We start from the raw sequence: 16,855 nt of genomic DNA on the forward strand, positions 1-16,855 counted from the left end.
TTAAAAGGGGGAAATCATGGAGGTTTGATTAGTAGAATCGTTAAATTTAGAGCTGCTGAGAATATGAAAAAAATTAACCAAAGCTAGTTATAGTCAGGTATAAATGCCTGTAAGTTTGAACATTAGGAGCTCGAGCCAAGATGAAGGTTATAATCGTTGATGATGAGAAAGCTATGCACTTGATTATGAAAACCTTACTTTCTAAAATTCCCAATATCGAGATTTTGGGTTTGTTTCATGATACAGCTTCCGCCGCTTTGTTCTTAAACAATCATACTGTAAACATCGTTTTTCTAGATATTAGTATGCCAAAGGAGAGTGGGATGCAGTTTGCCAGAAGAATAGCAAAGACCAGCCTTAATCTTCATATTGTTTTTGTGACTTCGTATAAAGAATATGCGCTGGATGCATTCGATATGTATGTCCTGGATTATATCGTCAAGCCTGTATCACTGGAAAGATTGGAGAAAACGGTGAAGAAAGCGATAGATAGACATTCAGTTATGTAGCCATATATATAGACTAATTACGATTTACATTAACTTACATAAGGATAATATACCAACACCAGACAAGGAATATATTGAGCAAAAGTTTAATAAAATCATATCATCTAGCTAGCAAAAAAATAAAGTCGCCTCCAGAGCAAGCCCGGGGCGGCTTTATTTGTGGAGTCTATGACGATTTATTTTTTCTTAGAAGGTGCCCATTTAAAGCCACAATTCATACAAGCATTGATAATGTTGCTTCTTCCGGCAAAGCCAACCAATATCGCAACAGGTAAAGAGAGGCTTATTGAAGCCCAACATAAAATTCCAAAAACAGCTATCAGTTTATCGGCACCTTCAGTTACATCAGGACTTCCATTAAGAAACAATTGAGTTAGGCCTACCCCAACTAATAGAAACAATATTAAAGGAAGTAAGGCCATCCAGCCTAACGTTTTAAAGAAGTTAACAAAGTTGTAGCCTCTTTTATTAGCTACGATTTGTGTAGATTTACATTTCCTGCAGACTACTGTATTAACAGGTCCAGAAGAATTCAAGGGATTACTCGTTCCCGCAGTTTGTGCAGGAGTTGGTCTGACTGTAGTTCTTGTAGTTGGACGCTGCACTTTGTATGAACCCCTTCGTATGTTTAGTAATTGCAATTAGAAAGTTCGACAAAATTTTCCAAAATCCTGTTTTTTAGCCATTTACTTTTGGCTAGAGCTTTAATTCTTGTTATAGATATTTATAGATATTTTTTATTTTATTTTTATAGATTATCTGATTTTTGTGATCTAGGTTACAGAATAATAAATTATTTCATGATAAAATTTTAATAAATTTAGCGAAAATATAACTCTTAAATAGGTGATAAAGGATGTTTAAATCAGGGTTCGAGCTTGGAACTGATCTTCACTTAGATGCTGCCCTATATAATAAAACAATGATAACGGTCTGGATTCAAGATCATATTATTGATATTAGTGGTTACATCAAATCCTATACGGATATTTCTGTCACAATCAACGATTTTATATATTTAAGAGCAAACTGTGTATTCAAAGTTCGTTAAAAAATTAATAATGGATATGAAATTTCTGTGAACGACAGCATTCTACAAATTTTTTAAACTCTATCTCTTATAATAGTAATTATTGTCACTTTATAAGAGAAAGGAGTAGGAGCATGGACGAGATCACGAACATTTTGCAGGAGATTGAAAGGTTAAGATCTAAACTCGTTGAGTATACAATTAAGGCGGGTGATTTTATCCAAGAGGGTGTATTACATTTAAGCCGAAGATTAGATGAATTGATTACGGCTTACTATAGATTAATAACCAACAATAAGAAATCAAGCGATTTGCAAATCGCTTGATTTCTTATTTGCCTTTTGGTACACCATCCAAACCAAAGGCTTGGTCATAGGCATCAAAAATGGGTCTAGCAATAGGCCCTGCACCTAATCTCCCAAAACCACCCTCTGGCACAACAATAGCTACGGCAAGCTTTGGATGATCGGCTGGTGCATAAGCGATGAATACAGCATTATCGATCACTTTTCCGGCGATGCTCTGCTCCGATGTTCCAGTCTTGCGATTCACTTTATATAAGGCGACATTTGGAACGTCTTCAAATCCAGTATAGCTTACCTTACTCATGCCATCCGCTAGGACCTTCCAATATTCATCTGGAAATACGATCTCATCCAAGAGCTCGGGTTCTATCTTTTTTATTACTTGACCATCATAGGTTTTAATAGTATCAATAAACTGTGGTCGATAACGTTTGCCATGATTGGCAAGCATCATCGTATATTGAGCAAGCTGCAGAGTGGTGTACCTTGCTGCTTGCCCAAAGCTTCCAAAAACCAGTGAAGCTTGAGCCGATTGATCTTTATTATCGACGTATTCTCTTAAGCCTTCACTTTCATAAGGCAGGTTGCTTCCAGTTAGAATACCGAGACCAAAGCTTTTCATATAGGTATCCCAGACATCTATTGCTTTTACAGTTCCCGCGTTGCCATACTTGTTGTAGAGCTTAGCCCCAATTTGTGATCCCATAAATGTATTGGAGGAAACGGCGATTGCTCTAGCTGGTGTTAATGATCCATAAGAATGTCCGTCAGAATTTCCAATATGTGAATTGTTATCTTTGCCATAATAAAAAGTGCCTGAATCCGGATAGATTGTAGTAGGAGTAATTAACTTCTCCTTAAGACCCACTAGAACCGTCAAAGGCTTCAAAGTTGAACCTGGCGGAACAAGTGAGCTTGCACGATTGGGAAGGTTTGCATAGCGCTCGCGAATGGTGCCATTAGTATAACTATATTGAAATTGATCAAACTCGGTTTGAGTCATCCCGCCGATCCACAGATTCGGATCATAATCGGGCATGCTTACCATTGCCATTACACGTCCAGTTTCAACCTCAATAGCCACAGCATATCCAGCAACGGCTTTGTTACCTAGGGAGTAGTTTTTATCGGTACTATGCTGCAAGAATTCAAGATGGGCAGCCACTGCTTTTTGTGCGGCAACCTGAACGGATTTATCAATAGTTAGCCACAGATTATGGCCTTTTTCTGGCGGTTTTATCTTAACCTGACCGATGATTTGCGCAGAAGCGTCAACAGGATAGGTTTTACTGCCTGGGGTGCCGCGAAGATCGTCTTGATAGAGTAGCTCTAAACCGTCAAAACCGACATATTCTTCGTTTAAATATTTTTTTGGTTTATCTTTTTCTATATCTTTATAGAAGCTTAAATTTCTAGTTGCTGTATTGTAAGGTCGCATATAGCCAATTAATTGGGGAGCAATAAAGCTGCCTTTGTCGTTACTCGTTTTATCCGTAATATCTGTATCGTAGAATCTTGTGCTTTCTTCCGAGATTTCAATACCTTTTAATTCATCACGATGCTCCGATATAAAGGCAATCTCACTCTTAGTTAAATTGGTTTTAATCCGGCGCGGCACAAAAATAATCCCAATTTCGCTGTCTGGTTTTATCTCATTGCCTTGAATATCGATTCCTACATCCATGGATTTAATTATGGCACTTGCTGTCGGCTGTGAAACCTTCTTATCACCATATTTTAGGAAAATCTGTTCCAATTGCTTGGCAAGGGCAATAAGCTCATCATTATATTCTTCTCGCTCTTTACTAGTTTGCTGGATATTATAAAAAATAGATTGTGAGGATATCGTGTAAGCGATAGGGGCTCCATTAAAATCGTATATATTGCCACGGATGGGTGCTATCGTAATGTCTTTGTTTCTTGTTCTCTTTTCATCAGCAGAAAAAGTTTTACCATCGACAAATTGCAAGCGCGCCAGCTGTACAATTAGAATCGAGAATAAAAGAAACGTAAAGAAAAAAAAGACATTAATCCGAATATTGAAATGACGCCGTTTCTGCGATTCTTTTTTTTGCTGTTCTTCGGTTATCGGTTGGTGCTTCATAGGTATACCGCCAATTTTCTGTTATTCAATATTTTTACCATATATTACATTTTAAGACTACCATTTTAAAATTGATAGATCAAATTTTATGAAAAAAAATAGCGAACTTTGACGATAGCTGTAATATAGATAGTAGTGGAGGAAACTATGAATGAATATATTGAAATCAAAGGTGGCACAAATGATGAGGACTAAAGATTGGACCGCTCATTTGGCAGATATTGATATGAATGGTGTTCCCGGTATGAGTTTTCAGTATAAGGAATGGGATGTCATGCTGTTATCGGCAGTAATTGGCAAAGCATTTGGGGGTACAGCCTATGATTTTGTCCAAAAGTATTTGTATGAACCGTTAGCTATAACAAGTGGGGAATGGCCGCAAAGCCCATGTGGTTTTTCGTATATACATATGAATGGTGAAGAGAATGCTAACTTATCGGCAAGAGATCTTGCGAAAATAGGACTGCTTTTTCTCGAAAAGGGAGTTTATAACGGAAAACAGCTGATTTCTGCTGGATTTGTAGAGCAAGCGGTTACGCCTATGTATGAGAATGTAGCGATTGGTTCTTCGAAGAATACCGATTCTTATGGCTTTCTTTGGTGGTTATTCCAAGAGGGCTACGGCTGTCGTGGTTCTGGTGGGCAAGAAATCAATGTTATACCAGCTAACAATTATGTCTCCGTTATTCAGGCAGTACCAACCTCCTCGGCTAAAGCTTATGGAGATGTAGAAGAAAATATATTGAAAAAAGCAATAGTCCATTAGCTTCTATATGTAAGGTTATCCCAGAAAGCTCAATGACATATTTACAATATTGTCTAGTACTTGTCGATCGAATGATAATGTTGAGACCGTAATCCCATTCCTAACATTGACCAGATGTTGAGCCAAATACCTTATATTAGGGTTGCCTTTAAGCTCACCATTAGCTTCAGCGCGTATTAGTAACTGGTAAAAGCCTTCTTCACTTTCAGTCATGCTGGATAGAACTCTAGCTTTAACATCCGGATGATGAGTCATTTCCAAGGAAGAGTTAATCATCAAGCAGCTGCGAAATTGAGTATCCTCAATTATTTGATTAAAATAACGGAGTAATATGTCTTTGGCAGTTCCCTCTTTATTATAAAGAATGGCCTTTGCGGTAATACTGCCTTTATCTTCATATCTATCTAAAGCAACAAGAAACAACTCCTTTTTGCTGCCAAAGGTCTCATATATACTGCTTCGGCTAAGACCAAGCGCTTCCACAATATCCTGCATAGAAGTCCCTTCAAAGCCTTTATCCCAAAAAATATCAATGGCTTTATCAATTGCTTCGTTGATTTCAAAGGCTTTTTGTCTGGACATTGGTATCATCTCCTGTAATAAGTATATATAGCATCTAACCTTAGAGTCAATAAAAGCACGATTCTTTGATCATGAATCCAACGTCTATATTTATACTTGCGCCTGTGATATAAGCTGAAGCCACTTATAAGATTATAGTCTTGGGTTTTTATATATGATATGATAATTCAAAGATAGCTCAGATGATGAATAATTAGGGGGATTAATGATGATATGGGGTTAAAAGATTCTGCAAATAGAACTTTACCAGTAGGACCTGTATTAATCGACAGCTCATCTACTCCTTCTTCTTTTGATATTGGCAATATTATTCGAGTAAAGAACAAAACGAGTAGTCAGGAATGGAATACAATAGGGGATCGGATGTTAGCAGTAGGGAATCAAATCAATCTACCATTTACTGAGGTAGATGGAATTGAACTCTTGATGAATAATATCACTTCCGTTATTGCACCACCTGTCATCACTTTGAATGGAAATTCTTATATGAGGCTGCAGAGAAATGCTCTCTATTCGGATCTGGGAGCGACAGCATCCTATAAAGGTATTTTTTATTTAGAAAGCAGTATTGTTGTAAAGATCACGAATAGTAGTGGTGAAGAAATAACTGCTATAGATACAGCTGAAGGTGGTAACTACACTTATACCTATACGCTGACAGTAGGAAATGAAGATTTTTTTACAACAAGATCAGTATATGTTGAAGAAGGCCCCACACAAGGATGTCCACAGCCTGACACGGGAGGAATTTGACCAATCACTATTAACTATACACTAACGCCCGAAATCCCTAGTAATCTAAGGGACTAGGGCTATTTTCCTAATAAGGCGGAGATTATCATTACTAATCAAAAAGAACTGATTGTCATCCTGCAGCCAGAGGGTTCTTATGAGCTGGACTGGCAGGATATTGCAGATAAATTGGATGATTCAACATATATTTTTCAAGAGGAGCTATATAATCGCTTTGTTGATAATGCCGGGGATACGCTTTTGTTTCTTGGGTTTGCAGAGCGAGCTTTGTCGACCTCGGATTCTTTACTATTCCTCAAGAAAATTGCAGCAGCTTTTATCAAAAAACTAACAGAGAGTCCGGACTTGGAGCTGATGCGAGATCATGTAAAGGTTGAGCTGGAGGCGGATGAAAGCCAACAGCTTCTAGACAGCGTGCCTTATCTGTTCGGTGCTGAACACTTAAATGAGGATTGGATTAAACAAGTTTGGACTAAGCTTACGCATGCATTTTCGGCGATTATACGCAATTATGAAGGTACTGTGGAGCAATACTTATCGTCGATGAACCCCAACGTCCATTTGGTGGGCAGGGTGTTCTTCCATTTGGTCGAGAGTAAAAAAGAGGAGTTTCCTTTTGCCTATATGGCTACTTATGCCGCTGAAGTTTCACAGGAAGGCAAATCTAAGCATCTTCCGCTGAAGAATGCTTTGGTGGAATATGGCAAGAACAGTAAAAAGCTGCTCGAGCTGCTGTCCACTGTGAATCGTGCTTCCGAGCGAAGTGACTTTATAGCGGAGCTTGTGGAGTCGGGCGAAATTTTTCACCCGATCGGTTTATCAGCTGATGAGGCGTTTACGTTTCTTAAAGAGATTCCGCTTTATGAAGAAGCAGGGATTCTTTGTCGGATTCCAAAATGGTGGAAGCAGAGATCGAGTGGATTTAAGCTAGCGGTTAGTGTGGGAGAAAAACCGCCTTCTCATCTGGATTTTGCTGCATTAGTGGATTTTAATGCGGAATTGTTCCTCGCTGGCGAGGCTATTCAAGCTAGTGAAATCAGGAAGTTATTATCGGAAGCAGAAGGGCTTAGCTTTATTAAAGGAAAGTGGATTGAGGTTAATCATGCCCGCTTACAGGAAACGTTAAAAGCCTATGAGCAGGCACAGAAGCTAATGAATAACTCTGAGCTCAGTATGGTGGATGCGTTAAGATTTCAACTGAATGCCGCTGAGGTTCTCAATATTCCTGAAGAGAATCTAGCACTGGAGGTAACCAATGGAGATTGGCTCCATTCGGTTATTGAACGTCTAACTCATCCAGATACAATAGAAGCAATTGATTGTGGAGAGGATTTTCATGCTAGTCTGCGGGTTTATCAAGAGCGAGGTTTAAGCTGGCTGCATTACATGAAATCGCTTGGGCTAGGCGCTTGTCTGGCGGACGATATGGGTCTTGGGAAAACCGTGCAAGTGATTGCGCTTCTGAACTATATTCGCTCCCAGAAGAATGAAAAAACATTGCTGGTTGTGCCTGCTTCGCTAATTGGAAATTGGCTAGGTGAGATTCAGAAGTTTGCTCCATCGCTGCGCGTTTATGTCATACATCCTTCTGAGAATAAAAATTTGAACGAGCTAGACAGCAGCATTTTGCAGGGGAATGAGCTTTTTATCACGACTTATGGGATGCTTTTGAAGTACGATTGGCTCGTGCAAAACCAATGGGATTGCTTGATCTTAGATGAGGCGCAGGCTATCAAGAACCCAGGCTCGAAGCAAACCAAGCTGGTTAAGCAAGTAAAAGCCGCTTACAAAATAGCGATGACAGGTACGCCGATTGAGAATCGATTGTCCGATCTCTGGTCGTTGTTTGATTTCTTGAATAAAGGTTTGTTGGGGAGTGCCAAGGAGTTCACGAGCTTTACTAAGAGGCTTAGGGAAAATCAAGATGGTTACACCCGTTTAAAACAGGTCGTAAGTCCATTTATTCTACGAAGGCTGAAGACTGACAAATCCGTTATATCGGATCTGCCAGAGAAAATTGAGATGAAATCCTACGCAACGCTTACCAAAAAACAAGTCATCCTATATAATAAACTTGTTAATGAATTGAGGGACAAGCTGGAATCAACGGACGAAGGCATCGAACGCAAGGGGCTTGTGCTCGCTTCGTTAATGAAGTTTAAACAAATATGCAATCACCCAGATCAATACCTCGGGCAGCATTTTTATGCAGAAGAGGAGAGCGGCAAGTACGCAAGATTGCGTGAAATATGTGAAATGATCTATGAGAAGCGGGAAAGAGTGCTTATTTTTACCCAGTTCAAAGAAATTACGGAGCCGTTAAAAGACTTTCTCGAGACGGTCTTTCAGCATAAAGGATTGGTTCTGCATGGTGGGACAGCCGTTCACAAGAGACAGGAGCTTGTCGCGAAATTTCAGGGGCAGGAGTATGTGCCATTTATGGTACTCTCGATAAAAGCCGGTGGAGTCGGGCTTAATCTTACTTCGGCGAATCATGTGATTCACTTCGATAGATGGTGGAATCCAGCGGTGGAGAATCAGGCAACGGATCGCGCCTTTCGAATTGGGCAAATGAAGAATGTGATCGTGCATAAATTTATTACCAAAGGCACCATTGAGGAGAAAATCGACTTAATCATTGAAGATAAGAATAAATTATCGCAAGAAATCATACCTGAGCTGCAGGAGAACTGGATCACAGAGATGGATAATAAGCAGCTTATGGGGTTATTCAAACTATCCTAGCACTTAGTGGAGGGTGAGGAATCGAATGTCTTTTTATGGTGGTTTTCCAAAATATGTTTCAGTGGCAGAGCGAAAAGAACAGGCACTGGAAAGCATTGAAAAGTTAAGGCTGAAAAATCCAGATATTGCTCCAGTAGTAGTTACCGGTAAAAGTCTCACCAGAACCTGGTGGGGGAAATCCTGGAATGTAAATTTGGAGAGCTATGCCGATTATACTAATCGAATTAGCAGAGGGCGAGCTTACGTCCGCAATGGAGCTGTGCTCGATCTACAAATAAAAGAGGGTACTGTCCGTGCACAAGTACAGGGCAGCGGATCCAAGCCTTATCAAATAACGATTGCAATTATTCCACTTGCTCAGAAAAATTGGGAAACGTTAACCAAGGAATGTGCCGGTAAAATAGACTCCTTACAGGAGTTGATCGAAGGTAAGTTTCCGAAGGGGCTTAGTGAGCTCTTTACGGCAAAAGGCAAAGGCTTATTCCCAGCACCACGCGAAATCTCGCTTAAATGCAATTGTCCAGATGGAGCGAAAATGTGCAAGCATTTGGCTGCTGTGTTATACGGAGTTGGCGTGCGTTTGGACGATGATCCGACGCTCTTTTTCAAGCTGAGGGGTGTGAATGTCGAGGCCTTAATCTCTGAAACCATTACGAAGCAAACCAATGCATTGCTGGAGAAATCAAAAACAAAAAGCCGCAGAGTTATGGAAGATACCGATGTTTCCGATATGTTTGGAATTGATTTGGATTGAGCAAGCGGCAGCTAATCTATTAGCGGTTTAAAAATTTGTTCATTTTTTTCATTTACGATAATATGGGTAATTTTATTGAGGGAAACAATAAACCCTTCTTTGTGATTTTTATCTGTATAGTAAGTAGTATGAGTTATGCCGCTCCCACCTTCAAAGTCGGAACCCTTCCTTACCGGGCTTTTTTAAAGCTAACAACGCATCCTTCTGCTCCTGTGTTTGAGCTCTATCCATATATAAATCCTAGCTGCCATCATCATAAATGGGCATGGAATTAGCTTGATTATCCGAGCTTTTGATCCATACTATTGCTGAGCCGCTTATAGCTTCTCAATTTGTAGCCTTATCCGGTGCTAGCCGACAGCAATATTTTCGCAACACTCAAGTAAGTAAGAAGGAATGCGACATCGGAATGCTCTGATGTCGTTTTTGAGTATATATTTTTTGATTATCCTTTTTAATAATATTTCGTTTAAAAGAGAAACTTCATGTTTAATTGGGTTAAATTTAAAGCATATAAAAGAGAAGGTGAAATCTGAGATAATCTTGTGAAATAATAAGGGGTTTTATGGATATATATATGTTTATCTGTTTCACTCTCCAAACGCAAGGGGGGAACCGCTTTTGCAGATAGAACGCTTACAAATATTGTTTCCAGCCAATCTAACTTATTTTTATAACTACTTCGTACTTAAACCTGCTCCACCCTCATTTACAACTTTTTTCCAGAACATGCGTCTAAATAGATATAGAAAGCAAAGAAGGAAGTGCCGATATGTTAAAAAGATTATTAATCACTTGGATCTGCTGTGTATTATTAATTACATTATTGCCAGCTGCAGCCAGTGCTGCGAAAGGTACGGTACAGGTTAAGGTTGTAAATTTCCCAGTCAAGGTAAATGGAGTATTGATCAACAATCGTCTAGCTAAGAATCCTTTTTTAGTATACAAGAATATTACCTATGTGCCGTTGAATGTGGACATGGTTCAGGAGCTGGGACTCCTTTCAACTTGGAGTAAAGATAAAGGGTTGCAAATTCAAAGGAATTTCGATATTGTCACGCAACCACTGAAGAAAAAGCCATATCCACAAAATCTAACGGTGAAAAACTCAATAAGCGGATCATATGCTGCAACAATCTCGACATTTAAGATTCAACTAAGTGGAGAAATAATCAAAAACAGCGAGCAAGTGTATCCATTCTTAGAATTCCGAAATGTTAAATATATCCCGTTAACATGGTTGAATGCCCATACTAGGCTCCATATGGATATTCAGTGGAATGAGAAGGAGGGTCTCGCTATATGGAGTGGGCAAGCTGCGGTGCTGACCCAAATTGTTTATGACGATAATGAGGCATTGTATGTATACGCTAATCGAAGTTATTATCGGACATATAATATGATGAAAATAGCTAAATCACTGAAATCCACTCCAGTATGGCTCGACATAAATCAGGAGAATATTATTCGTAATAAGGCAGCCCAAGCAATAAGTGACCAGATAGAAGAAAGCGAAAAGGTGATCGTCGAGCGGATTAATAACGTACTCACCTATCAAGGACTGGAATTGGCAGCATTAAGGGATGAGGATAGACAAGAGGTGCAAGGAGGTCCACTTCAAATAGATGGCACATTGTATACTATTGATGATAGGCGGAAGCTGCTTGTTGTATATACCTTTTTTTCAGCTAGTGGTGGAGGTATTGAGTCCCCTCTCAGTCGATACCAGCTTTTTACAATTATCGATGGGAAGCTGAAGGCGAGCTTGGATTACCCACATATGCCCGATCGAGTAATTAAAAATGCAGATGGTACAGTTTGGATTGCTAGTGCAAGAGTCAGACATTTCGATTCTTTTTATACGGGCTCTGGGAAGCTTGCTCTTATGGATCAAGAAGGTAATGTTCACGTAGCAAATGATGTCTGGAACGAGACAGACGTTAGTCCGATTGCGATTAAAAGTCCGACTTCTGATCAGAAAGGTCCAATGATTGTGCGCCTGTATGGAGTACCTCAATTTGATATAAATGGACTTACAAAATCCGAACCTGACTTTATATTTGCTCCTAATCTGGGCCGCGATAATTATTACACAGTAGATACTGCGCTAAACTTAAAAAAATTGCCGAAAGCACCAGAATCAAATGATAACCTTAGCATCTATAAAGACAATAAGGGTGACCTATATACGATTAACTTATACAGCAATACATTGACCAATTGGACGAAGAACCAATCTAAGACTTGGATCGATGTTGAATTACTGAGAGCTCTTGACTTGAAGGGGACGTGACGATTTGTTAAAAAGATTTATAACTATAGGAATCGCGTGTGCGTTAATTCTATCGCTAATGCCCGCTGCAGTTAGCGCTGCAAAAGGTACGGTACAGGTTAAGATAGCTAATTTTCCAGTGAAGGTAAATGGACAATTGATTAACAATCGGCTAAGCAAGAATCCCTTTATAGTGTATAAGGATATAACCTACATTCCCATGAGCTGGGAGATGTTTACCGAGCTAGAGCTATCTGCTAATTGGAGTAAAGCAAAGGGCTTGCAGGTATACAGGGATAACCTTTACGGGGCCAAAGCTGCTTCAAAGAAGAAACCGTATCCGCAGAATCTGACAGTCAAAAACTCAACGAGCAGCGCCTATTCCGCCAAAATTTCCATAAACAAAATCGAAATTGCCAACGAAAAAATTAATAATGACAAGGAAACGTATCCGTTCTTGGAGTTTCGTAATGTAACGTATATGCCGCTTACTTGGAAATTTGTTCATACCAAGCTCTTGATGGATTTGCAATGGAATAAAACGGATGGCCTTTCCTTATGGGGCGGACAGGACAAAATATTGGGTGATATTATTTATGATGATGAGGAAGCTTTATACTTGAGCTCTAATATTGAGGTTAAAGGCCATTTAATACTTAGAATTCCCAAATCATTTAAAACTCCTCCAAAATGGATCGAGAAGGAGCAGGTGAAGGTGCTTTTAGATGAAGTAGAACAATTAATGCAAGCTCCAGTGGACGGGGGGAAGCCAGGGGCTGTGGAGCTAGTGGGTAACATGCTCACTTACCAAGGTTTAGAACTCGGGACGATGCCAGCGAGTCAAAAATACGATGAGGAAGAGTATCCCCTTCAAATTGAAAGCATCCTCTATGATTTAGATGAAAAACGAAAAGTGCTATATGTTAAAACTTCTTATGCTATTCCGTTTGCACACATAGGATTTGATCCAAATCAATACCATTTGTTTACTATAGTTGATGGAAAGGTTGAAAAAATTACAGATCAAACGTATCATTATTTGCCACCACGAGTTTTGAAGAATGCGGATGGAACCGTATGGATTGCACATGATCGTATAATGACCCCTTACGGAGGTTATATTCCTGGCACTGGCACGCTTTTAATTATGGATCTAGAGGGTATCGTACGTAATGCGAATGATGATTGGAATGAACAGGATGTCAGTCCAATTGGGCTCAATAATCCGAACTTGGATTCAAACCATATGGTTGTACGCCTTTATGGAAAGCCAAAAAGGGATGTTAACAGCAATACGATATATGATTCTGGGTTTATAGAACCCTATCTCCCGGAGAAGGATGCATTATTTACAGTCGATACAGCATTAGGCTTAAAGAAGCTGATTAACTCGCCAGATTCCAAAGACGATCTTATGATGTATAAAGACAATCAGGGTGAAGTATATTCGATCAACCTGTACAGCAATACATTGACTAATTGGACGAAGAATCAATTCAAGACATGGTCTGATGCTGAACTTGTAAAAAGCTTATCACTAAAATAGGAAACGAAAAAGCCTTCATCAACGATACATTATGCTGTATCGTTGATGAAGGCTTAAAATTTAAATCGTGTGCACTTTATTCAACTTATTCCATATTCAAAGGGTTACAATAAGGGCAATTTACAACCTTGGTATGTATGACAGCTTTCAAGCTTAGTGTAATTTCCCCTTCACAGGTTGAACACTCGTATTTAATTAATTTGTCTACTCTTGTATCTTCTGCTGTCGTCATTAAAACCCCTCCATTTTAGTGTATGCTGTTAACTATTAGCTCTGAATGAAAGCAAAAAAACAAGCCTCCGCAATCATTCGGTAGCTGGCAAGCATCATGCATGAATGCACTTTAGCCCCTAAAGCTTTGCGTCGCTGATTTTCATCAGTTTTGCCTTTATCGGGATCGCAGAAACTTGTCGCTTTTTGGCGAATCGAATACTTTAATAATAAGATGGAAAGTGGATTTTGTCTACCGAATAATAATGGGAAAACACAGCTAGAATAACGACTTTGAGCTAGCAAGTTGCGAAAGTCAACTCTATAATATTAACTATATAGCCATTTACATAATATTTGAAACGACAAGGGAGATAAAACAATGAATACCTTAAAGATACCTTCCAAAATTGAAGGGCGCAATGTAATCAGCACTCTGGAAACTGTGAATGTAGAGACTGGCGAACGCAAAGCATTAGCTGAATTCGACTATCTTATAGAAGCGCCAAACTGGACAAGTGATGGTAAAAAACTGATTTATAATTGCTTGGGTCGTATCTATTCTTTCGATATTGGTACACTAGAAAGTACGGTTATCGAATCTGGTTATGCTACACAATGCAATAATGATCATGTGCTTTCACCTGACAACTCACTTATCGCGGTAAGCCATCAAACCCAAGAGGATGGTCATTCCCGCATTTGTATTTTCCCACTCAAGGGTGGCAATCCTGAGTTAATAACTCCAATAGGGCCAAGTTATTTGCATGGCTGGTCGCCAGATGGCAAGACTTTAGCCTATTGTGCGGAGCGTAATGGCCAATATGATATCTTCACTATCCCGGTAATCGGCGGTGTTGAAACGCAGTTAACGGACTTACCTAATCTGGATGACGGGCCTGAATATTCTCCGGATGGCAAGCATATTTGGTTTAACTCTGCTCGTACAGGTCTTATGCAGGTTTGGCGGATGAATGCAGACGGCAGCGAGCAGACGCAGATGTCATTTGATGAAAGCAACAGCTGGTTTCCACATGTGTCTCCCGATGCTAAATCCGTTGCCTATATCACTTATAGCAAGAGCGATGTTGCCCCAGGCGATCATCCCGCAAACAAGAACGTCGAGCTTAGACTAATGTCCATTGATGGCGGCGAATATAAAACGTTGGTTAAGCTGTTTGGTGGGCAAGGCACGATCAATGTTAATTCCTGGTCGCCTGATAGTAAAGAAATTGCGTTTGTAAGCTATCAATTGAAAGATTCGGAGAATGCATGAAACAATGTTTCAAAATAATTGTTGTATTATGAAATAAATATGTTTATAATGAGCTTATGTAAGAGAAGCTCACAAACGAAAATGTAGAGGATGATTCTCTTGTTAAAGGGTGGGTTAGTAAGTATAGAAGCGGCTATGGGCAGCTTAAAGCCTATGGAACGCAGGGTAGCTCAATATATTTTGGAGCATCCTGAAAAGGTAGTTGTCTTATCCGTACAAAAGCTGGCGGAGTACGCCAATGTGAGCGAAGCTACCATCGTAAGACTGTCGCGTTCGCTTCATTTTAAAGGTTTTCAGGAATTAAAGCTGCGAATTGCCGGTGATTTAACTCAACTGTCGCTTCCAGCAGACTCCTATCAAGAAATACAAACAGACGGCTCCATTGAACAGTTAATTGAGTCAGTATCTAATAATAATATTGTTTCTATCCAAGATACCTTAACGGTACTATCTCCACAAAGCGTAGAGAAAGCTATTGCAGCTTTGAGCAACGCTAGAAAAATCGGGTTATTCGGTGTTGGCGCATCTGGAGTGATCGCCGAGGATTTCAAACTAAAGCTGTCGCGGATTAATCGCTGGTGTGAAATTGGAACTGGTTTTGATGCACAAGCGACGATTGCAGCTAATCTGATTCCGGGTGATGTAGTTTTTGGAATTTCCTATACGGGACAAACGGAAGATATGATACGCTCTCTAGCTATCGCTAAAGAAAAGGGTGCATTTGTCATTACATTGACTCGTTTCGGAGCGAATCCGGTATCAGAGCTTGCTGATATCCAGTTGTTTACTAGCTCATTGGAGAAAAGCATCCGTAGTGGTGCCATGGCCTCGCGGATTGCTCAGCTGAATGTGATCGATATTCTGTATGTTGGAATAGCCGGTCAGCATTATGAAGAAAGCATTCAATCATTGGAAATGACTCGAAAAGCAGTTAAGGCAGGGAAGCGTAATGGATAAGGTAGACCGATTGGTGAAGAGCTGGATACAGGATAGGGAATTGCCAGGTGCTGTACTGGATATAACCCTAAACAATCGTTTTCGATTCAGTAAATCGTATGGATCGTATTCAGATGGAGCTAAGGAACATCCAATCCAGCTAGACACGCTTTTCGATATCGCATCTCTTACCAAGGTTACTGCAACACTCCCAGCTGTTTTAATTTTAGTGGCTGAGGGAAAACTATCCTTAGATGGTACTTTGCAAGAATATTTGCCAGAATTCCGCCATTCGCAAGTAACACTACGTCATTTATTGATGCATGCCTCTGGCTTGCCAGCGGATTTGCCGCTAATTCCGCGTAAGGGACAACGAGCTGATCTGATCGCCGAGATTCTAGCGCAGGAATTGAAATTTCTACCGGGTACGAGCAGCTTGTACAGCGATCTTGGCATGATCCTGCTGGGAAAAGTAATTGAGCGTGCTGCGCATGAACCGTTGGATCGTTTCGTTCGGCGGAATGTTTTCGATCCGCTCGGTATGTGCAGCACGCTATATACTCCTAACCTAGAGCTAAGAGAACGTATCGCTGCTACAGAACATGTAGACGGAGCTTTCATTATAGGTGAGGTTCATGATGAGAAAAGCTTTCATCTTGGCTGTGTTTCCGGGAGCTCAGGGATTTTCGCTACAGCCGATGACCTGTCTCGATATGCGGCCATGTGGCTGCAGTCAGACAAGCAGGGAATCTTGTTACCTTCGCTAATGCGAGAAGCTATTACGCATCCGATTCGCGGGCGTGGTCTTGGCTGGGAGGTAAAGCATGATTCAGCTATCCTACCTAGCTGTGGTACAAGCTGGCCGGATGGAAGCTTTGGCCATACAGGCTTTACGGGTACAAGCTTATGGATCGAACCTAGTCTCGGTCTCAGTGTTGTGTTTCTAACCAATGCAGTTCATCTCGGACGGAACAATCGAATCCGCGAGCTGCGTCCAGTTTTGCATGAAGCGGTTATTTCCTCAATATGAGGTTTAACATAGAAACACACATCCAGGGGAGGATTTT

At 40.2% G+C, this 16,855-nt stretch carries 16 protein-coding genes and 1 riboswitch; of the genes, 12 read left to right on the forward strand and 4 right to left on the reverse strand.

What is annotated here, in order from left to right; translation table 11 throughout:
* Positions 1–140 precede the first annotated feature (140 nt).
* Complete coding sequence (locus EHS13_RS04360; RefSeq protein ID WP_155699195.1) at positions 141–509, forward strand: LytR/AlgR family response regulator transcription factor; 369 nt, start codon at positions 141–143, stop codon at positions 507–509.
* A gap of 176 nt (positions 510–685) precedes the next feature.
* Here EHS13_RS04360 and EHS13_RS36590 read toward each other — a convergent pair whose 3' ends face one another.
* Entirely contained in the window at positions 686–1,114 is a 429-nt protein-coding gene (locus EHS13_RS36590; protein ID WP_227013785.1) for a hypothetical protein, read from the reverse strand.
* Positions 1,115–1,365: 251 nt separating this feature from the next.
* On the opposite strand from EHS13_RS36590, the gene EHS13_RS04370 reads away from it, so the two are divergent.
* Positions 1,366–1,560, forward strand: a complete 195-nt coding sequence (locus tag EHS13_RS04370; protein ID WP_155699196.1) for a hypothetical protein — start codon at positions 1,366–1,368, stop codon at positions 1,558–1,560.
* A gap of 113 nt (positions 1,561–1,673) precedes the next feature.
* The gene (locus EHS13_RS04375) at positions 1,674–1,865 is read left to right on the forward strand and encodes an aspartyl-phosphate phosphatase Spo0E family protein (protein WP_155699197.1); all 192 of its coding nucleotides are present in this window, start codon (positions 1,674–1,676) and stop codon (positions 1,863–1,865) included.
* A 4-nt stretch (positions 1,866–1,869) separates the two neighbouring features.
* Here EHS13_RS04375 and EHS13_RS04380 read toward each other — a convergent pair whose 3' ends face one another.
* On the reverse strand, positions 1,870–3,948 hold the full coding sequence (locus EHS13_RS04380) for a peptidoglycan D,D-transpeptidase FtsI family protein (protein WP_155699198.1): 2,079 nt from the start codon (positions 3,946–3,948) through the stop codon (positions 1,870–1,872).
* A 151-nt stretch (positions 3,949–4,099) separates the two neighbouring features.
* Between EHS13_RS04380 and EHS13_RS04385 the strand changes: the two genes are divergently transcribed.
* Positions 4,100–4,714, forward strand: a complete 615-nt coding sequence (locus tag EHS13_RS04385; protein WP_155699199.1) for a serine hydrolase domain-containing protein — start codon at positions 4,100–4,102, stop codon at positions 4,712–4,714.
* A gap of 15 nt (positions 4,715–4,729) precedes the next feature.
* On the opposite strand, the gene EHS13_RS04390 is transcribed toward EHS13_RS04385, so the two are convergent.
* The gene (locus EHS13_RS04390; protein ID WP_155699200.1) at positions 4,730–5,296 is read right to left on the reverse strand and encodes a TetR/AcrR family transcriptional regulator; all 567 of its coding nucleotides are present in this window, start codon (positions 5,294–5,296) and stop codon (positions 4,730–4,732) included.
* Positions 5,297–5,509: 213 nt separating this feature from the next.
* On the opposite strand from EHS13_RS04390, the gene EHS13_RS04395 reads away from it, so the two are divergent.
* From EHS13_RS04395 to EHS13_RS04415, 5 genes are all read left to right on the forward strand, one after another.
* Entirely contained in the window at positions 5,510–6,049 is a 540-nt protein-coding gene (locus EHS13_RS04395; protein WP_155699201.1) for a hypothetical protein, read from the forward strand.
* A gap of 168 nt (positions 6,050–6,217) precedes the next feature.
* Positions 6,218–8,794 carry a DEAD/DEAH box helicase gene (locus EHS13_RS04400; protein WP_227013786.1) on the forward strand — a complete coding sequence of 859 codons (2,577 nt, stop codon included), beginning with the start codon at positions 6,218–6,220 and terminating at the stop codon, positions 8,792–8,794.
* 25 nt (positions 8,795–8,819) lie between these two features.
* Positions 8,820–9,548: an SWIM zinc finger family protein gene (locus EHS13_RS04405; RefSeq protein WP_155699203.1), complete on the forward strand. Its 729-nt coding sequence runs from the start codon at positions 8,820–8,822 to the stop codon at positions 9,546–9,548.
* Between the two features lie 772 nt (positions 9,549–10,320).
* Positions 10,321–11,841: a hypothetical protein gene (locus EHS13_RS04410; protein WP_155699204.1), complete on the forward strand. Its 1,521-nt coding sequence runs from the start codon at positions 10,321–10,323 to the stop codon at positions 11,839–11,841.
* A gap of 4 nt (positions 11,842–11,845) precedes the next feature.
* A complete protein-coding gene (locus EHS13_RS04415; RefSeq protein WP_155699205.1) occupies positions 11,846–13,366 on the forward strand; it encodes a hypothetical protein in 1,521 nt (506 codons plus the stop codon).
* Between the two features lie 85 nt (positions 13,367–13,451).
* On the opposite strand, the gene EHS13_RS04420 is transcribed toward EHS13_RS04415, so the two are convergent.
* Entirely contained in the window at positions 13,452–13,598 is a 147-nt protein-coding gene (locus EHS13_RS04420) for a hypothetical protein (RefSeq protein WP_155699206.1), read from the reverse strand.
* Between the two features lie 76 nt (positions 13,599–13,674).
* Positions 13,675–13,763, reverse strand: a riboswitch (cyclic di-GMP riboswitch).
* A gap of 195 nt (positions 13,764–13,958) precedes the next feature.
* On the opposite strand from EHS13_RS04420, the gene EHS13_RS04425 reads away from it, so the two are divergent.
* The 3 genes from EHS13_RS04425 to EHS13_RS04435 all read left to right on the forward strand — a co-directional run bounded on the left by EHS13_RS04425 (position 13,959) and on the right by EHS13_RS04435 (position 16,818).
* Positions 13,959–14,852, forward strand: a complete 894-nt coding sequence (locus EHS13_RS04425; protein ID WP_155699207.1) for a TolB family protein — start codon at positions 13,959–13,961, stop codon at positions 14,850–14,852.
* A gap of 90 nt (positions 14,853–14,942) precedes the next feature.
* A complete protein-coding gene (locus tag EHS13_RS04430; protein WP_155699208.1) occupies positions 14,943–15,809 on the forward strand; it encodes a MurR/RpiR family transcriptional regulator in 867 nt (288 codons plus the stop codon).
* Positions 15,802–16,818 (forward strand): serine hydrolase domain-containing protein, encoded by a 1,017-nt coding sequence (locus EHS13_RS04435; RefSeq protein WP_155699209.1) that lies wholly within the window; start codon positions 15,802–15,804, stop codon positions 16,816–16,818. The genes EHS13_RS04430 and EHS13_RS04435 overlap by 8 nt, the downstream gene beginning before the upstream one ends.
* Positions 16,819–16,855 lie beyond the last annotated feature (37 nt).

The sequence above is a fragment of the Paenibacillus psychroresistens genome (assembly GCF_009728935.1).
Classification (GTDB): domain Bacteria; phylum Bacillota; class Bacilli; order Paenibacillales; family NBRC-103111; genus Paenibacillus_AC; species Paenibacillus_AC psychroresistens.